We start from the raw sequence: 16,245 nt of genomic DNA, 5'->3' as shown, positions 1-16,245 counted from the left end.
AGACAAAAATGTCCAAGCTCATCTCCAAATGGAACTACCCCACCACAGTCCGCTTCGGCGCTGGCCGCATCAAGGAACTGCCGGAGGTGCTGGCGGCCACCGGCATCAAGCGGCCGCTCTTCGTCACCGATCCGGGGCTGGCCAAGCTGCCGGTCGTCGCCACGACGCTCAGGATTCTCGACGACGCCAAGGTGCCCTATGGCGTGTTCTCCGAGGTGAAGCCGAACCCGGTGGACTCCAACCTCACCGCCGGCATTGCGGTGTTCAAGAAGGGCAAGCATGACGGCGTCATCGCTTTCGGCGGCGGCTCGGCGCTCGACCTCGGCAAGCTGATCGCCTTTCAGGCCGGTCAAGTCAGGCCGGTTTGGGATTTCGAGGATGTCGGCGACTGGTGGACGCGCGCCAATTCCGACGCCATCGCTCCGATCATCGCGGTGCCGACCACAGCTGGCACCGGCTCGGAGGTCGGACGCGCTGGTGTCATCACCAACGAGGAGACGCATACCAAGAAGGTCATCTTCCATCCGAAGTTATTGCCGGCGATCGTGATCGCCGATCCGGAGCTGTCGGTCGGCATGCCTTCTTTCATCACCGCCGGCACCGGCATGGATGCACTCGCCCATTGCCTCGAGGCCTATTGCGCGCCGGGCTATCATCCAATGGCTGACGGCATCGCGGTCGAAGGTGTGCGCCTGGTCTTCGAAAACCTGCCGAAGGCCTATGCCAATGGCAAGGACCTTGTCGCCCGCGCCCATATGATGAGCGCGGCGGCCATGGGCGCCGCGGCCTTCCAGAAGGGGCTGGGCGCCATCCACTCACTGTCTCATCCGATCGGCGCGCTCTACGACACCCACCACGGCATGACCAACGCCGTGTTCATGCCCTATGTGCTGGCCTTCAACCGCGACTCCATCGAGGAGCGTATTGCCCGGCTCGCCGCCTATTGCGGCATCAAGGGCGGTTTCGACGGCTTCGCCAAGGCTGTCATCAAGCTGCGCAAGGAATTGAAGGTGCCGCACGCACTGCCGGGCCTGATCAAGGGGCTCGACATGGACAAGAAGCGCAAGGGACTGATCGCCGACATGGCGGTGGTCGATCCGACGGCCGGCGGCAACCCGGTCAAGCTGACCAAGAAGGCCGCGCTGACACTGCTCGAAAACGCCATCGCCGGGACGGTCTGAGGCCGGTTCCGGGGGGCGGAAGTTGATCGGGAAACGAGGGGAAAGGAAAGGGGAAGGGCGAAAGACGGGCGGATTAATGATTAGCCGGAAAATTAAGTGATGGCTAATTGCTACAGCCTGTTAAAAAGAGTTAACTTTTCGCGCTGCTGACGGCTGGTTTCACAAAGCTTTCATCTGGCTGTCACACGAAAACGATACCGCATCGCAGGCGTCCAACGGCGCCAGTTCAACGGAGAGAACACATGTTCAAATTCACGGGGAAGGTGCTTTCCCTTTCGGCCGCGACCCTGATGGTGTCGTCGGTGATTTCGTCCGCGGCTTCGCTGGACGATCTCGTCAAGGCCGCGAAGGCTGAAGGCCAGCTCACCACCATCGCTTTGCCGCATGACTGGTGTGGTTATGGCGACGTCATCGCCGGCTTCAAGGCGAAATATCCGGAAATCACCATCAACGAGCTCAACCCGGACGCCGGTTCCGGCGACGAAGTCGAGGCGATCAAGGCCAACAAGGACAACAAGGGCCCGCAGGCTCCCGACGTCATCGACGTCGGCCTCTCCTTCGGCCCGTCGGCCAAGAAGGATGGTCTGATCCAGGCTTACAAGGTGTCGACCTGGGACTCGATCCCCGACAGCGCCAAGGATGCGGAAGGGTTCTGGACCGGCGATTATTACGGCGTGCTGTCCTTCCAGGTGAACAAGGATCTGATCAAGGAATCGCCGAAGGACTGGGCCGACCTCCTGAAGCCGGAATTCGCCAACTCGGTAGCCCTTGCCGGTGACCCGCGCGCCTCGAACCAGGCCATCCAGGCGGTGTATGCCGCTGGTCTGTCGTCTGGTGCGGCCGCTGGTGAAGCTGCCGGGACCGCCGGCCTCGACTTCTTCAAGAAGCTTAACGCCGCCGGCAATTTCGTGCCGGTCATCGGCAAGGCCGCCACGCTCGCCCAGGGTCAGACCCCGATCCTGATCACCTGGGATTACAACGCGCTCGCCGGCCGTGACACACTGAAGGGCAACCCGCCCGTCGACGTCGTCGTGCCGAAGACCGGTGTGGTCGCCGGTGTCTACGTGCAGGCGATCAGCGCCTTCGCGCCGCATCCGAACGCGGCCAAGCTCTGGCTGGAATACCTTTATTCCGACGAAGGCCAGGTCGCCTGGCTGAAGGGCTATTGCCACCCGATCCGCTTCAACGATCTTGCCAAGAACGGCAAGATCCCGGCGGACGTGTTGGCCAAGTTGCCGCCGGCCGAGTCCTATGCGGCCGCGGTGTTCCCGACGCTCGACGAGCAGGGCAAGGCCAAGGAAGCCATCACCAAGAACTGGGACGCCGTTGTCGGCGCCAATGTAAAGTAAGACTTGAAATCCACCGGGCGGCTTCACGGCTGCCCGGTTTTTCCTCTTGAAGACGGTAGCCGGCGCATGACCGATCTCTCATTTTCCGATCACGCTGTTGCCGGAAAGACCGCGCCTCCCGCCGAGGCGCGTAGCCTCAAGCTGCCGACGCAATGGCTCGGCGTCGCGCCGTTCTTCATCTTCGCCATCATGTTCCTGATCCTGCCCACGCTCTACCTGATGCTGGGCGCGTTCCAGAACGATGCAGGTGAGTTCACCTTCGAGAATATTGCGGAACTGGCGCAGCCGTCGATCGTCGCCGCCTACTGGATTTCGATCAAGGTCAGCCTGGCCTCGTCGCTGATCGGCGCTTTTGCTGGGCTGGCGATTGCCATCGCCATCGTGCGCGGCGGCCTGCCAGACTGGATTCGCTCGGCGACACTCACGTTTTCCGGCGTCGCCTCGAATTTTGCCGGCGTGCCGCTGGCCTTCGCCTTCCTCGCCACGCTTGGCCGGCTCGGCCTTGCGACGGTGATCCTGAACACCCTGTTCGGCCTCAACATCTACGCACACGGCTTCAACATCCTGTCGTTCTGGGGCTTGACGTTGACCTATGTCTATTTCCAGATTCCGCTGATGGTGGTCATCATCGTGCCGGCCATAGATGGGTTGAAGAAGGAATGGGGCGAAGCCGCCGCAACGCTGGGCGCGACCATGTCGCAGTACTGGCGCATGGTGGTCATTCCGGTCATCTGGCCGAGTTTCCTCGGCACCGTGATCCTGTTGTTCGCCAACGCCTTCGGTGCCATAGCCACCGCCTATGCGCTGACCGGCTCGTCGCTCAACATCGTGCCGATCCTGCTCTATGCCCAGATCCGTGGCGACGTGCTGCACAATGCCCATCTCGGCTATGCCATAGCCTTCGGCATGATCCTGATTACCGGTCTTGCCAATGTCTTTTACATCTGGTTCCGCACCCGCTCCGAGAGGTGGCTCAAATGAAGGCTGGCAGGTTCTGGGCCTGGGTCGTCTTTGCGCTGGGCGCGGCCTATTTCTTCATTCCGCTGATCGCGACGGTGGAGTTCTCCATGCGCATGCGGCGCGGCGTTTATTCCTTTGACGCCTACAAGGTTGTACTGGGCGACGCACGCTTCCAGGCGACGTTCGGCTATTCGGTGCTTGCCGCCGTCTTCACCATCGTCCTCGGCGTGCTCATCGTGGTGCCGGCTGCCTACTGGATACGGCTTCGCCTGCCGCAGCTCCGGCCGATCGTCGAATTCATCACGCTGCTGCCGCTGGTGATCCCGGCCATCGTCATTGTCTTCGGCTATATCAGGATGTATGGCTCGAATTCACCGCTGCCGTTCCTGGCTACCGACACGGGCACCAATGCCTTGCTGGTCATCGGCTATGCGACGCTGGCGCTGCCCTATATGTATCGAGCTGTCGATACGGGCCTCCGGACCATCGATGTGCGCACACTAACGGAAGCGGCGCAGATCCTGGGCGCAGGTTGGGGTACGATCATAAGCCGCGTCATTCTGCCCAACGTGCTGATCGCCGTGTTGTCGGGCGCGTTCCTGACGTTCGCGATCGTCATCGGCGAATTCACCATGGCGAGCCTGCTCAACCGGCCGGCCTTCGGCCCGTATCTGCAGAACATCGGCGCCAACCGGGCCTATGAGCCGGCAGCCCTTGCCATCATTGCCTTCGCCATCACCTGGGGTTGCATGTCGCTGATCCAGATCCTGTCCCGCTTCGCGCCGAAATCGGCGAACCGCCCGAATTGACCTGAGAGAAAAAGCCATGGCCGACCCGTTCCTCTCCATCCAGCACGTTCGAAAATCCTTCGGTGCCACCACGGTCGTGGAGGATTTCAATCTCGATGTCGAGCGCGGCGAATTCGTCTCCTTCCTCGGGCCATCCGGCTGCGGCAAGACAACGGTGCTGCGCATGGTGGCCGGCTTCGAGGAGCCGAGCGCCGGCAAGATCGTCGTAGGCGGCAAGGACATCACAAGGCTGAAGCCCAACCAGCGCAATGTCGGCATGGTGTTCCAGGCCTATGCGCTGTTCCCGAACCTGACCGTGGCGCAGAACATCGGCTTCGGCCTGAAGGTCGCCGGCATGCCCCGGGCGGACATCGATGCCCGTGTCGCCGAAATGCTCGACATGATCAAGCTGCCGCAGATGGCCGACCGCTATCCCTACCAGCTCTCAGGCGGCCAGCAGCAGCGCATCGCGCTGGGGCGCGCGATCGCGCCGAAGCCGAAGCTGCTTTTGCTCGACGAGCCGCTGTCGGCGCTGGATGCCAAGGTGCGCGTATCGCTGCGCGAGGAAATACGCTCTATCCAGAAGAAGCTCGGCATCACCACTATCTTCGTCACCCATGACCAGGAAGAGGCTTTGTCGATCTCCGATCGCATCGCCGTCATGTATGGCGGCAAGGCCGAGCAGGTCGGCACGCCGTTCGAGATCTACAACCGGCCGGCGACCAAGTTCGTCGCCAATTTCGTCGGCACGCTCAACGTGCTCGAGGGCAAGGTCACCGACGCCGCGTCCGGCAAGGTGCAGGTCAACACCCAGGAAGTCGAACTGAAGGGCAAGCTCAACGGCTCGAAGTCCGGCGACATGCTGTCGCTGGCGCTGCGGCCCGAGGCAATTTCGCTCGGCCGCCAGCCTGGCCGCGACGCCAGCCTGACCGGGGAGATTTCCGAAGTGCATTTTCTCGGCTCGGTGATCCGGGTCCGCGTCGGCATCGGCGGCAACATAGTGTCGCTCGACACGTTCAACAACTCCGCCACCCCGCCGCCCGCAGTCGGGGAGAAGGCCGAGATTTCGTTCTCGTCGAGCGATATGCTGGTGCTGCATTAGGTCGGCGGATATTCAGGTGAGCCGGCCTGCAATTGCCGGCCTCCCGCTAGGAGCCCGCCAGCGAAACCAGCCCGGGATGAGCGTCGCCGACGGCTGTCTCGACATCGGTTCGAACACGGTGGATCGCGCCATTCGGCCCCACACAATCAAACGCAAGAATGCGGTCTTCGCCGGGTCTGATGGCGGTGGCAGACAGGGTCGACGATCGCCACGATCCTGCAGGCCGCCAAGATGAGCGGCGTCGATCCGTTCACCTGGCTCGCCAACACTTCCAGGTCTCTACTTCGCGGGCGCGAATGTCGTTTGTGAGTACGCGATGTCGTGCAACGGGTCGATGAAGTCCCCCTGGTTGTCGGCTGTCAGCGGTGAAAGCGAGCGGTGTCCGCAGGAGCTGGAACCTGATGAAGACTCCGGATGTTGCAAAATTTATCAGTATTTTCAAACCCTTATCGAGCCGATAACGCGAGTAGCGGCGTTCCTGGGACGCGGCTATCTATCACCTGCGCGGATGAATTCAGGTGCGAGGTGAATCGATGTCGAATGAACAGGTGAACTGGCTTTTGAAGGTCATCCAACCCGAGCGGAGTCTGGCCTCCCTCCCCGGAGGTGCGAATTTCGGCCAGGACGCTCATGCAGCGCTACTTGGCCTTCCGGTCGAGGTTTACGCGGCCGAACTTGGCCGCATGCAAAAGGAGGCCTCGGAAGCGGCTAGCGCCCTGCTTGCGGACCATGCCGTGGCATCGATGGTCGATCGCCTTCCGCTTCGCAGAGGGGCCAAAGTAGTGGTGTTCGGCGACAGCTTGACATCCGAGCCCCAGTCCTGGGCGGTGATCCTGAGGGAAATGCTGACGATGCGCCGAGGTGCCGAGGAGATTTCGCTGACCATCAGCGCGGTGGCGGGCGAGACGACCACGCACGGTCTTGTGCGTGTCAGAGAGATTACCGATGCCCGGCCCGACTGGATCCTCTTCCTGTTCGGTACCAATGATGCGCGCACGCAGGGCCCGCACCCCACCAAGACACTCGTCCATCACGAGGAGACCGCGCGCAACATCGCGGAGTTGCGCCAGCGCGTTTCCCGAGAGACCAAGGCGAGCTGCGTTTGGATCACCCCGCCAGCGGTCAACGAAGCGCAGGTCGCGACGCATCCGGGCCTTGCCAGGTTCGGGGTTCGGTTCCGCAACCAAGATCTTGAGCGAGTCGCCAAGATTATTCGCGACCGCGACGGGCCCGTCATCGACGCCTTCTCTATTTTGGGGAGCCCGCCTCCTTCGGACTTCCTCATAAGCGACGGTCTGCATTTCACCCTGGCTGGCCAGAAGCAAATGGCGTTCGAGGTGATCCGTGGCTGGAGCAAACTCAAGTGAAATACCTGGTCATCGGCGCTACGGGAAACATCGGCGCCCGGGTAGTTCAGCGCCTCATTAATGCGGGGGCACGCCCGTCCGTTTTTGTCCGCTCCACGAAGAGGGCCAAAGCCCTTTTCTGCGACCAGGTCGACATTCATGTCGGAGACCTCGAGAATCCAGGTCCCTCGTTGGGCAGGGCGCTGGTTGGAGTCGACGGGATATTCCTCGTCACGGATGGATTGGATCTCGAGAAGCGAGATCGCGCGGTCTCCTTCGCTGCCAACCGCGCAGGCGTCCGACATGTGGTCAAGCTCTCCACGCTAGACGTGCGAACCGGAATCGGCACCGGTCCGTGGCATGCACGGGGCGAGAATGCCGTTCGGGAGAGCGGGGTGGCGTTCACATTCATTCAAGCAGCCGGATTCATGTCCAACGCCTTCGGTTGGTCGGAGTCCATCCGCCGAGAGGGCGTGCTGCGCTCATCCACGGGTGGGGGCAAGATCGCATTCATCCATCCAGACGACATCGCTGCCGTCGCCACAGCCTCCCTGACCACACGCGACTACGACGGCCAGGCACTTGTGATCACCGGCCCTGAGGCGCTGTCGTATGGGGAGATGACGGATACGATCGGTAGAGCCATCGGCAAGCCCGTTCGCTTCGAGGAAATAACGGACGGTCAGGCATACGCACGCACGGTCGAATGGGCCGGGAAAGGCGCCTATGCGGATGCGCTCGTGGACATCTGGCGGGCGGTGCGCGAGGGCCGGCTTGATACAGTGACGGATGGCGTAAAGCAGATAACCGGACGGGAACCAATCCCGTTCGACCAGTGGGCCACCGAGAATACCGCGTCGTTTCAGTAGTCTTTCGGAGCGCTGCCCTGAAAGGAATTCACGTAGACCAGTACGGTGCGGATTGCCTCGCTCCTTGCACCATCGCGCGAGAGGGGCGCGTGCTGTCCTCCGTGCACGAGCGCTTCCACCATGCGAGGTAGGACAAAAAGCATCCGCTCCGTCTCGTCGAGGCTGTACCGCTCCGGGTCCTCGGCGCGTGACAGGACTTGTCCGAAGGTCTGATGCAGCGCATTCTTGAAGCCGAGAGCGCTGTGCGGAACAGCGGACGCGACAACGTCGTGCAGTTCGGCAGTTTCCGCGTGCGCGTTCACCAGGCCCAGGACGAGTTCGCGCGCGAATTCCTCCAGCGAAGCCGAGGCGCAGTCGGTCATCGTCTGCTTGATGACCCGCCGCACCTCATCGACGTGCCGGTCGTGAAGAGCTGTGAAGATCGCGCGTTTGTCGGGGAAGTACTGATACAGCGATCCGACACTGACGCCGGCGGCCTCGGCAATGCGATTGGTGGTAATCGCCAGTGTCCCGTGGCGCTTGGCTACAAGCTGTACCGCCTCTAGCACGACGTCGACGGTCTGCCGCGAGCGTTGCTGCTTCGGCGTGCGCCGCGTAAGGGTCCTTCCGGCGGTCTGCATGCTGCCTTGCTGTGTGTGGTCGCTGGGCCGAGCCTCGGTACGGTCCATAACAGTTCCAACCCCTCCAAACAACGTGCCAACGAGTGCGCTGCTCGTACCCAGATACAACATCAAGCGCGCCGCAAGGGGTCCCAACGCCTCTCTTAGGGCGTCATTTCGCCCCAGCGGAACCGATCCACATCAGGGTGCCACGGCTATCTGATGGGCGTGCGGCCTTTCATGAAGGCCCGTCACGCTCACAGACGGGCCACCGATTACATGCGTGTTACAGCCCGGCGATGTTTTTCGACGATGGCTTTCGCGGCGTCCATGATATCCCGAGCAGCCGACGAGGATCATGCGGGGCAGGAGGCGGTTTGAGACGTGCGGCCAGAGGGCTTGAGTTTGATGGCCAATCCACCGCATCTTGCGTGAATATCCGCGTCGGCAATCCGGTCCCCTGAAGTAACCGCCCATGGCTCTTTTTGAACTGACCCTCGTCCTGCTTTTGACCGCCGTCGCGCTCACGGCGTTGTCGCGACGGCTGGAGATTCCCTATCCGTCCCTGCTGGCCCTGGCCGGCGTCGCGATTGCCTTCGTGCCGGGCGCCCCAGTGATCGAGATCGATCCGGAACTGGCGCTTGCCCTGTTCATCGCGCCGGTGCTGCTCGATGCCGCCTTTGACACGTCGCTGCGCGACCTGAAGCGCTACCGGCTGTCGCTGGTGCTGCTGGCGCTCGGCGCTGTGGTCTTCACCACCGTCGTGGTTGCCTTCGTCGGCTGGAAGATGGCCGGACTGCCGATCGCGGCGGCGGTCGCGCTTGGCGCCATCGTCGCGCCGCCGGATGCGGTGGCGGCATCGGCGGTGCTCGGGCAGTTCAAGGTGCCGCACCGCATCACCGCCATACTGCAGGGCGAGAGCCTGCTCAACGATGCCACGGCGCTGCTGATCTATCGGCTGGCGGTTTCGGCAGCGCTGGGATCGATCATGCTGAGCAACGCCATTCCGGTGATCCTGCTGGCGACGATTGGCAGTCTTGTCGCGGGCTATCTGTTTGGCCGCGTGTCGCTGTTGGCGCTCACCCGCATCGAGGATGCGGCGAGCAGCACCGTGGTCCAGTTTGCCGGAACCTTTGCCGTCTGGATCATCGCCGACAAGCTCGGTCTTTCCGCCATCATCACCATTGTCGTCTATGCCATGACCATTGCACGCAGGGGACCGCGCCACTCGTCGGCGAGACGCCGCGTCAGCACCTATTCGGTCTGGGAGTCGGCGGTGTTCGTGCTCAATGTGCTGGCGTTCGTGCTGATGGGCCTGCAGGCACGCACGATCGTCGGCAGGCTGGCCGGAGACGGGCAAGGCGAAGCATTCCTTTTCGCCGCAACGGTGCTGGTCGTCGTTATCGTCGCACGTCTTGCCTGGGTGGCGAGTTACGTCGCGATCATCCGATGGATTGCCCGCTTCGGCGGCAAAGAGGCAAGGCGGGAGTTGCCGACTTTTGGAGGCGCCGTTCTCGTCGGCTGGTGCGGCATGCGCGGGCTGGTGACGCTGGTCGTGGCCATTGCGCTGCCGGCCAATTTTCCCGGCCGCGATCCGATCGTGCTCGCCGCCTTCGCGGTGGTTCTGGGCACGCTGGTGCTGCAGGGCATGACGCTAAAGCCGCTGCTGCGCTGGATCAACTTCGACAAGGACAGAACCGTCGACAATGAGGTGGCGAAGGCGCGCGTCGCCATCATGCAGGCAGCGCTGGACGTGCTGAACCGCAAGACCTCGGCGGCGGCCGCCGTCGTGCGCGAGCAGTATGAGGCTCAGCGTGTGATCGCTGAAAACCCCGACGACGCGCAGGCGGCGACCGAATACGACCGGCTGCGCCTCTACGCCATCAACCGCCAGCGCGACACGCTGGAGGAACTGCGCAGCAATGGCACGATCGGTGACGAGGCCTATCACCGGCTGGAGGAAGAGATCGACTGGGCGGAATTGGCGGCGTCGCCCGCCGGCCGCTTCCAGCCGCTGACCACCGACTAGCAGATACCGAGTCTCGACCGCCCTGCTGGCCCAAGCCCCGTCCGTTATCCTGCACATTGCAAGCAATCGACCGAACCGTTACTGCCAACGCCGAGAAGTGAGCCGGATAAGCAATGAAGCTGGTCAGCTACAACATCCAGTACGGGTTCGGCAGCGACACGCGCTACGATCTTTCGCGCGCGGCGCGCCTTGTCGCCGGCGCCGACATCATCGCCTTGCAGGAGGTCGAGCGGCACTGGCAGCGCAGCAATTTCGACGACCAGCCGGAAGTGCTTTCACGCCTCTTGCCCGGTTATCACTGGGTGTATGGCCCGGCCTTCGACATGGACGCCAGCGAATGGCGGGACGGCCATCTGGTCAACCGACGCCGGCAGTTCGGCACCATGGTGTTGTCGAGGCTGCCGATCGTCTGGTCGCGGTTGCACGCGCTGCCGATGCGCCGCACGTTGCGTCCGCTCAACACGCGCAATGCCGCGCTCGAATGCATGATCCGCACGCCGGCAGGGCCGGTCAGGGTGCTTTCGCTGCATCTCGCGCACATCGCGGCGGAAGAGCGGCTGGAGCAGATTGATTATCTCTTGGCCGAGCACCGCCGGGCGCCATCGGAAGGCGGTCCGTGGAGCGGCACCGATGACGAGCCTTCGCGCAACTGGACGCATGGAGAATCAGAGCCCGAAAATCCACCGGCGGCGATCTGGCTGGGCGATTTCAACATGGAGCCGGGCAGCGCCGAACACCGCCGCATCGTCGGCAGCACGCCCTACCATCAGGGTGCTGCCTATCTTGGCGGCTTCGTCGATGCCGCAGCCGTGGCGGTCGAACCGGCTGGTGATTTCCACACGCATGAGAAGATCATCGACGGCAGGCTGGCAAAGCGCCGGCTGGACCATTGCTTCGTCGGTGGTATGTTGGCCGGGCGGGTGAAATCGATCGGCGCCGATATCGGCGAGGTGGCGTCCGATCACTTCCCGGTCCGGGTCGACATCGATCTCGAAACGCCATTCGGCCCGGGAGGTCGATGAGCCCCATATGACGCTTTTCGTCTTCTTCGCGGTGCTTGCCGCCGCCGCCATGCATGCGATCTGGAACGCGCTGGTCAAGGTGCATCTCGATCGCTTCCTGTCGATCACGCTGATGACGCTCGGCATGGGGGTCGCGGGCCTCGTGGTGCTGCCTTTTGTCGAGGTGCCGAAGGCGGAAGTCTGGCCCTATATCATCGCCTCGGTGATCTTCCACATGGGCTACCGCACTTTCCTCATCGGTGCCTACCAGGCCGGCGATTTCGCCCAGACCTATCCGCTGGCGCGCGGCACGGCCCCTCTGCTGGCCGCGGTCGGCGGCATGTTCGTCGTCGCCGAGGTGCCGGCGCCGCTCGCCATTGTCGGCATCCTGCTGTTGTCGGCCGGCACGCTGGTGATGTCGTTTCGCGGCGGCGCGCATCTGGAGAAGCTGAACCTGCGGGCGGTCGGCTTCGCCTTCGGCACCTCGGTGTTCATTGCCAGCTACACCCTGTCCGACGGCAGCGGCGCGCGGCTGGCGGCAACCGCGCAAAGCTATGCCGCCTGGCTGTTCATCTGCGATGCGCTTGGGGCGCTGGTGCTGTGCCTCGTTTTCCGGGGGCCCAAGGCGTTGCCGGTGTTGGCGCGCGACTGGAAGACCGGGCTGTTCACCGGCGTGCTTTCCGGCGCGGCTTACTGGATCGTGATGTGGGCCATGACCAAGGCGCCGATCGCCTCGGTGGCGTCATTGCGCGAGACCTCGATCCTGTTCGCCATGATGATCTCGGTCTACGCGCTCGGCGAGAAGATGACGGGCTGGCGCGGTGCGGCCGCGCTCAGCATTGTCGCCGGAGTGATCGCGCTCCGGCTGGGGTGAGCGTCCTCAACCCAGCACGGTCATCACCTGGCCGCGCCGCTCCGGACTGAAGCGGATGACGACGATGATGCAGACGGCGACCACGCCGGCGAACAGCGCCAGCGCGTAGCCATAGCTGCCACCGGGCGCCTCGGCGATCCCCGCCTGATAGGGACCGCCATAAGAGGCGGCGAGATTGCCGGCCTGGTAGATGAAGCCGGGCAAGGTCGCGCGCACCGCGCCGGGCGAAAGCTCGTTGAGATGCACCGGGATGACGCCCCAGGCGCCCTGGACCGCGACCTGCATGATGAAGGCGCCGATGGCCAGCATGAAGGGCGTTGAGCTGTAGGCCCATAGCGGGATGGCCGGCAGGGCGATGATGCAGGCCAAAGTAATGGCATTGATGCGGCCGATCTTCTCCGACAGCGCGCCGAACGCCAGGCCGCCGACAATGGCGCCGATATTGGCGACGATGGTGATCCAACTCACCGTATGCGGATCAAAGCCATGCTGCTTCTTCAGGAAGGTCGGGTAGAGATCCTGCGTGCCATGGCTGAAGAAATTGAAGAACATCATCAGCACCACGGCATAGAGCGCGACGCCCCAGTGCTTCTGCAGCGTCTCCAGAAGCCCCGGCTTGACGGATTTCTGCGCCTCGACGAAGGCGGGTGATTCCGGGACGTGCGAGCGGATGAAGAGTACGATCAGCGCCGGGATGAAGGAGAGCAGGAACATGAAGCGCCAGCCGATCGTATAGCCACCGATCGTCTGCTGGTAGAGCAAGCCATAGACTACCGCCGCCAGCAGGTAGCCGGCGGGATAGCCGCATTGCAGGATACCCGAGACCATGCCGCGCGCGCTCGGCGGAATGGACTCCATGGCGAGCGAGGAGCCGAGCCCCCATTCGCCGCCCATGGCGATGCCGAACAGGGCACGCAACGCCAGGAAAATGCCGAGATTGGGAGAGAAGGCGGCCAGCGCCCCGATCACCGAGTAGCTGACGATGTTGAGCATCAGGATCGGCTTGCGACCGTATCTGTCCGCGAGCATGCCGAAGAAGAACGCGCCGATGAAGCGCGTCGCCAAGGTCAGGAACAGTGCCTTCGAGACTGCCGGGACATCGGTCTGGAATTCACTCGCAATATCGGTGAGCAGGAATGTCAGAAGGAAGAAATCAAAAGCGTCGAGCGTCCAGCCCAGGAACGAGGCCAGAACGGTTTTCTTCTGCTCGGCAGTGAGATTCAAGGCATCCTCCTTTGGTGCCCCCAAAGGAACGATATGTCGCCTTGTCGGCAAAAGAGAACAGCGATCAGCCGGCTTTCGAAAGGTCGGCGGTCACTTTTTCGTAAGGTCGAGATCGAAGACCATCAATCCGTCCGTGCCGCCTTCGAGGGCCGCGACCAGCCGGGCGCCGGCACGCTGATGAGCCTCATGCACCAGATAGGCGTCGCGCGCCGCGGCATCGCGGAAGTCGATGGTGAAGCCATGGGTGAAACCCCGTGCGAAAGGCTCCGGACTGGCATTGGCGCTGAAATGAACCGTCTCCATGCCTTCGATCACCTGTCGCAAGGCCTCGAGGTCGGCGTGGATGGCCGTGCGCTCGGTCGGGGACACATCGCTACGAAATCTGGCGAAAACACAGTGTCTGATCATTTTACCACTCCCTAAGCAGCGTGATTGCCGGAAAACACCGCCGGCGCCAGCGGCTCGCGGCCAAGGATCAGATCAGCACCCTTTTCGCCAACCATGATGGTCGGCGCATTGGTGTTGGAAGAAGGCACACGCGGCATCACCGATGCGTCGCAGACACGCAAGCCGTCGATGCCGCGCAGCCTGAGATCCGGCGTCACCACCGCCATCTCGTCATGGCCCATGCGGCAGGTGCCGACCGGATGGTGGTCGGTCTTGGACGTGCGGCAGGCATAGTCGATCAGTTCATCGTCGCCGGCGAGCGATGGGCCGGGCAGCACCTCGCGCAGCACGTATGGGGCCAGCGCCTCCTGCCGCATGATTTCGCGGGCCAGCCGCAGTCCCTTGAGCGACATGGCGCGGTCATAGGGATCGGACCAGTAGTTGGGGTCGATCAGCGGATGGTCGGCGGGGTTGGCGCTTTTCAGCCGCACCGTGCCGCGCGAGCGCGGGCGCAGGAAGGCCGAGTTCAAGGTGACGCCCGGGTTGTTCAATTTCTCGACGCCGGCCTCGATGCCGGATCCCAAACCCAGGTGGAACTGGATGTCGGGCGAGGCGGCGGTCGGGTCGGCGTACCAGAAGCCGCCGGTCTCGAACAGGCTGGAAGCCACCGGACCCTTCTTCAACAGCAGATATTGCAGGCCGGCCCAGGCCGTGCGGTGCAGCTTGGCGTAATTGTCATAGGTGTGATCGCCGGTGCATTCGGCGATGACGAACAGGTCGAGATGGTCCTGCATGTTGGAGCCGACGCCGGGCAGATCGTGCACCGGCGTCACGCCGACCGATTTCAGATGGTCGGCCGGGCCGATGCCCGACTGCATCAACAGCTTCGGCGAGCCGATGGCGCCGGACGAGACGATCACCTCGCGGTCGGCGCGCAGGATTTTTGTCTCACCCCCCGGCTTATCTACAACCTCGACGCCAACAGCGCGGGCTTTCTCGACGACGATGCGGGTGACCAACACGTCGGTCCTGACGGTGAGATTCTTGCGGGCGCGAATCGGCTTCAAGTAAGCGACCGAGGCGGAAGAGCGCCGGGCATCCTTCTGGGTCAGCTGGTAATAGCCGACGCCTGCTTGGGCAGCGCCGTTGAAATCCGGGTTGAAAGGGATACCCATCTCCTGGCCGGCGCGGAAATAGGCCTCGCAGATCGGCAGCGGCGAAATCGGGTTCGACACGCCGAGCGGGCCCTGGTCGCCGTGGAAATCGTTGGCGAAACGCTGGTTGTTCTCGGCGCGCTTGAAATAGGGCAGCACGTCGCGGTAGCCCCAGCCGGCCAGCCCTTCCTCCTTCTCCCAGGCGTCGTAATCGCGGGCATTGCCGCGCGTGTAGATCTGCGCATTGATGGAGGAGCCGCCGCCGACCACCTTGGCCTGCGTGTACCAGAAGACGCGATCCTTCATGTGCTTCTGCGGCACGGTCGACCAGCCCCAGGAGGCAATGCCCTTGGTCATCTTGGCGAAACCCGCCGGCATGTGGATATAGGGGTGCCAGTCCTTGCCGCCGGCTTCGAGCAGCAGCACGGAATTGGAGGGATCCTCGCTCAGCCGGTTGGCCAGAACGCAGCCGGCCGGACCGGCGCCCACGATGATATAGTCGGTCATTGTCTCATCCGTTCACAGCCGCGGCACCGAGAGCGCGCCGTCGACATTAATGATCGAGCCGGTCGAAAAGCCCAGTCTGCTGGCAGCGAGCGCCGCCACCATGGCGCCGATGTCGGAGGCTTCGCCCCAGCGTTTCGCCGGCACCAATCCACCTTCGATCAGCGCGTCATATTTGGCGGTCACGCCCGCCGTCATGTCGGTGCGGATGATGCCCGGCCGCAGCTCGAACACGCCGATGTTTTCCGAGGCGAGCCTGAGCGCGAGGTTCTTCACCCACATGGAAAGCCCTGCCTTCGACATGCAATATTCGGAGCGTTCTGGAGAGGCCATCTCGGCGCTGACCGATGTGATGGTGATGATCGATTTCGCATGATCGCCGGGCTGGCGGAGCATCGCCTTGGCGACGGCTTGGCTGAGGAAGACGGTGCCTCGCAGGTTGATGCCGAGCGCGCGGTCGAAATTGTCGGGTTTGAGATCCAGCAGGTCGCCACGCACGACGGCGCCGATGCCGGCATTGTTGACCAGGCAGTCGATGCGGCCGAAGGCACGCATGGCGATATCGACGAGGTCGGCGTGGCTTTCGAGATTGGCGATGTCGCATCTGATATAGGCGAATTTTGCAGCCCGCGCGGTGATATTGGCGGCGAGATTGGCCGGCGCTTGGTCGGCTAGGTCTGCGACAAGAATATCGAAGCCTGCGTCGGCGAGCGCCTCGGCACAGGCCAATCCAATGCCGCGTGCACCGCCGGTGACTATGGCGGCAGGGCGCGTCATGGGGCGCTAGCCTTGCGAATGCTAGCGCTGCCCCTCATCGCCCTGCCGGGCACTTCTCCCCGTATAGTGACGGGGAGAAGGACGCTGTCATCGCCGCTTTC

15 protein-coding genes and 1 pseudogene are annotated in these 16,245 nt (G+C 63.1%); 11 read left to right on the top strand and 5 right to left on the bottom strand.

Annotation, left to right across the window (positions count from 1 at the left end; all coding sequences use genetic code 11):
• Positions 1-8: 8 nt before the first annotated feature.
• The 8 genes and pseudogenes from EN861_RS22555 to EN861_RS22520 all read left to right on the top strand — a co-directional run bounded on the left by EN861_RS22555 (position 9) and on the right by EN861_RS22520 (position 7,595).
• Entirely contained in the window at positions 9-1,181 is a 1,173-nt protein-coding gene (locus tag EN861_RS22555; protein WP_127279063.1) for an iron-containing alcohol dehydrogenase, read from the top strand.
• 242 nt (positions 1,182-1,423) lie between these two features.
• Positions 1,424-2,530 carry an ABC transporter substrate-binding protein gene (locus tag EN861_RS22550; RefSeq protein WP_127869925.1) on the top strand — a complete coding sequence of 369 codons (1,107 nt, stop codon included), beginning with the start codon at positions 1,424-1,426 and terminating at the stop codon, positions 2,528-2,530.
• Positions 2,531-2,596: 66 nt separating this feature from the next.
• Positions 2,597-3,511, top strand: coding sequence for an ABC transporter permease subunit (locus EN861_RS22545; RefSeq protein ID WP_127869924.1), 915 nt, complete (start codon positions 2,597-2,599; stop codon positions 3,509-3,511).
• A complete protein-coding gene (locus EN861_RS22540; RefSeq protein WP_135865643.1) occupies positions 3,508-4,299 on the top strand; it encodes an ABC transporter permease in 792 nt (263 codons plus the stop codon). The genes EN861_RS22545 and EN861_RS22540 overlap by 4 nt, the downstream gene beginning before the upstream one ends.
• A gap of 16 nt (positions 4,300-4,315) precedes the next feature.
• Positions 4,316-5,380, top strand: a complete 1,065-nt coding sequence (locus EN861_RS22535) for an ABC transporter ATP-binding protein (protein WP_135865640.1) — start codon at positions 4,316-4,318, stop codon at positions 5,378-5,380.
• Between the two features lie 82 nt (positions 5,381-5,462).
• Positions 5,463-5,641 (top strand): annotated as a pseudogene (locus EN861_RS22530) (transposase); the annotation flags it as partial.
• Between the two features lie 272 nt (positions 5,642-5,913).
• A complete protein-coding gene (locus EN861_RS22525; RefSeq protein WP_135865638.1) occupies positions 5,914-6,747 on the top strand; it encodes an SGNH/GDSL hydrolase family protein in 834 nt (277 codons plus the stop codon).
• Positions 6,744-7,595 (top strand): SDR family oxidoreductase, encoded by an 852-nt coding sequence (locus EN861_RS22520; RefSeq protein WP_135865635.1) that lies wholly within the window; start codon positions 6,744-6,746, stop codon positions 7,593-7,595. The genes EN861_RS22525 and EN861_RS22520 overlap by 4 nt, the downstream gene beginning before the upstream one ends.
• Here EN861_RS22520 and EN861_RS22515 read toward each other — a convergent pair.
• Positions 7,589-8,263: a TetR/AcrR family transcriptional regulator gene (locus tag EN861_RS22515; RefSeq protein ID WP_210235192.1), complete on the bottom strand. Its 675-nt coding sequence runs from the start codon at positions 8,261-8,263 to the stop codon at positions 7,589-7,591. The genes EN861_RS22520 and EN861_RS22515 overlap by 7 nt on opposite strands.
• A gap of 406 nt (positions 8,264-8,669) precedes the next feature.
• Here EN861_RS22515 and EN861_RS22510 point away from each other — a divergent pair, with 406 nt between their 5' ends.
• From EN861_RS22510 to EN861_RS22500, 3 genes are all read left to right on the top strand, one after another.
• On the top strand, positions 8,670-10,223 hold the full coding sequence (locus tag EN861_RS22510; RefSeq protein WP_127280171.1) for a sodium:proton antiporter: 1,554 nt from the start codon (positions 8,670-8,672) through the stop codon (positions 10,221-10,223).
• Between the two features lie 113 nt (positions 10,224-10,336).
• Positions 10,337-11,245 (top strand): endonuclease/exonuclease/phosphatase family protein, encoded by a 909-nt coding sequence (locus EN861_RS22505; RefSeq protein WP_135865632.1) that lies wholly within the window; start codon positions 10,337-10,339, stop codon positions 11,243-11,245.
• A 7-nt stretch (positions 11,246-11,252) separates the two neighbouring features.
• Complete coding sequence (locus EN861_RS22500) at positions 11,253-12,098, top strand: EamA family transporter (protein WP_127869919.1); 846 nt, start codon at positions 11,253-11,255, stop codon at positions 12,096-12,098.
• 6 nt (positions 12,099-12,104) lie between these two features.
• Here the strand turns inward: EN861_RS22500 and EN861_RS22495 are convergent, their stop codons facing one another.
• The 4 genes from EN861_RS22495 to EN861_RS22480 all read right to left on the bottom strand — a co-directional run bounded on the left by EN861_RS22495 (position 12,105) and on the right by EN861_RS22480 (position 16,144).
• On the bottom strand, positions 12,105-13,322 hold the full coding sequence (locus EN861_RS22495) for an MFS transporter (RefSeq protein WP_189343705.1): 1,218 nt from the start codon (positions 13,320-13,322) through the stop codon (positions 12,105-12,107).
• 90 nt (positions 13,323-13,412) lie between these two features.
• Positions 13,413-13,730: a Dabb family protein gene (locus tag EN861_RS22490; RefSeq protein ID WP_127281047.1), complete on the bottom strand. Its 318-nt coding sequence runs from the start codon at positions 13,728-13,730 to the stop codon at positions 13,413-13,415.
• Between the two features lie 11 nt (positions 13,731-13,741).
• Complete coding sequence (locus EN861_RS22485; RefSeq protein ID WP_127869917.1) at positions 13,742-15,370, bottom strand: GMC family oxidoreductase N-terminal domain-containing protein; 1,629 nt, start codon at positions 15,368-15,370, stop codon at positions 13,742-13,744.
• Positions 15,371-15,382: 12 nt separating this feature from the next.
• On the bottom strand, positions 15,383-16,144 hold the full coding sequence (locus EN861_RS22480) for a 3-ketoacyl-ACP reductase (RefSeq protein WP_127279214.1): 762 nt from the start codon (positions 16,142-16,144) through the stop codon (positions 15,383-15,385).
• Positions 16,145-16,245 lie beyond the last annotated feature (101 nt).

It is taken from the genome of Mesorhizobium sp. M8A.F.Ca.ET.218.01.1.1 (assembly GCF_004791165.1).
In the GTDB taxonomy this organism is placed as follows: domain Bacteria; phylum Pseudomonadota; class Alphaproteobacteria; order Rhizobiales; family Rhizobiaceae; genus Mesorhizobium.
The sequence above is the reverse complement of the archived record's forward strand: the minus strand, read 5'-3'. Positions and strand labels throughout refer to the sequence as shown.

Coding starts and splice junctions, on each gene's coding strand:
- EN861_RS22555 (WP_127279063.1), top strand. CDS start 9: ATGTCCAAGCTCATCTCCAAATGGAACTACCCCACCACAGTCCGCTTC.
- EN861_RS22550 (WP_127869925.1), top strand. CDS start 1,424: ATGTTCAAATTCACGGGGAAGGTGCTTTCCCTTTCGGCCGCGACCCTG.
- EN861_RS22545 (WP_127869924.1), top strand. CDS start 2,597: ATGACCGATCTCTCATTTTCCGATCACGCTGTTGCCGGAAAGACCGCG.
- EN861_RS22540 (WP_135865643.1), top strand. CDS start 3,508: ATGAAGGCTGGCAGGTTCTGGGCCTGGGTCGTCTTTGCGCTGGGCGCG.
- EN861_RS22535 (WP_135865640.1), top strand. CDS start 4,316: ATGGCCGACCCGTTCCTCTCCATCCAGCACGTTCGAAAATCCTTCGGT.
- EN861_RS22525 (WP_135865638.1), top strand. CDS start 5,914: ATGTCGAATGAACAGGTGAACTGGCTTTTGAAGGTCATCCAACCCGAG.
- EN861_RS22515 (WP_210235192.1), bottom strand. CDS start 8,263: ATGGACCGTACCGAGGCTCGGCCCAGCGACCACACACAGCAAGGCAGC.
- EN861_RS22510 (WP_127280171.1), top strand. CDS start 8,670: ATGGCTCTTTTTGAACTGACCCTCGTCCTGCTTTTGACCGCCGTCGCG.
- EN861_RS22505 (WP_135865632.1), top strand. CDS start 10,337: ATGAAGCTGGTCAGCTACAACATCCAGTACGGGTTCGGCAGCGACACG.
- EN861_RS22500 (WP_127869919.1), top strand. CDS start 11,253: ATGACGCTTTTCGTCTTCTTCGCGGTGCTTGCCGCCGCCGCCATGCAT.
- EN861_RS22490 (WP_127281047.1), bottom strand. CDS start 13,730: ATGATCAGACACTGTGTTTTCGCCAGATTTCGTAGCGATGTGTCCCCG.
- EN861_RS22485 (WP_127869917.1), bottom strand. CDS start 15,370: ATGACCGACTATATCATCGTGGGCGCCGGTCCGGCCGGCTGCGTTCTG.
- EN861_RS22480 (WP_127279214.1), bottom strand. CDS start 16,144: ATGACGCGCCCTGCCGCCATAGTCACCGGCGGTGCACGCGGCATTGGA.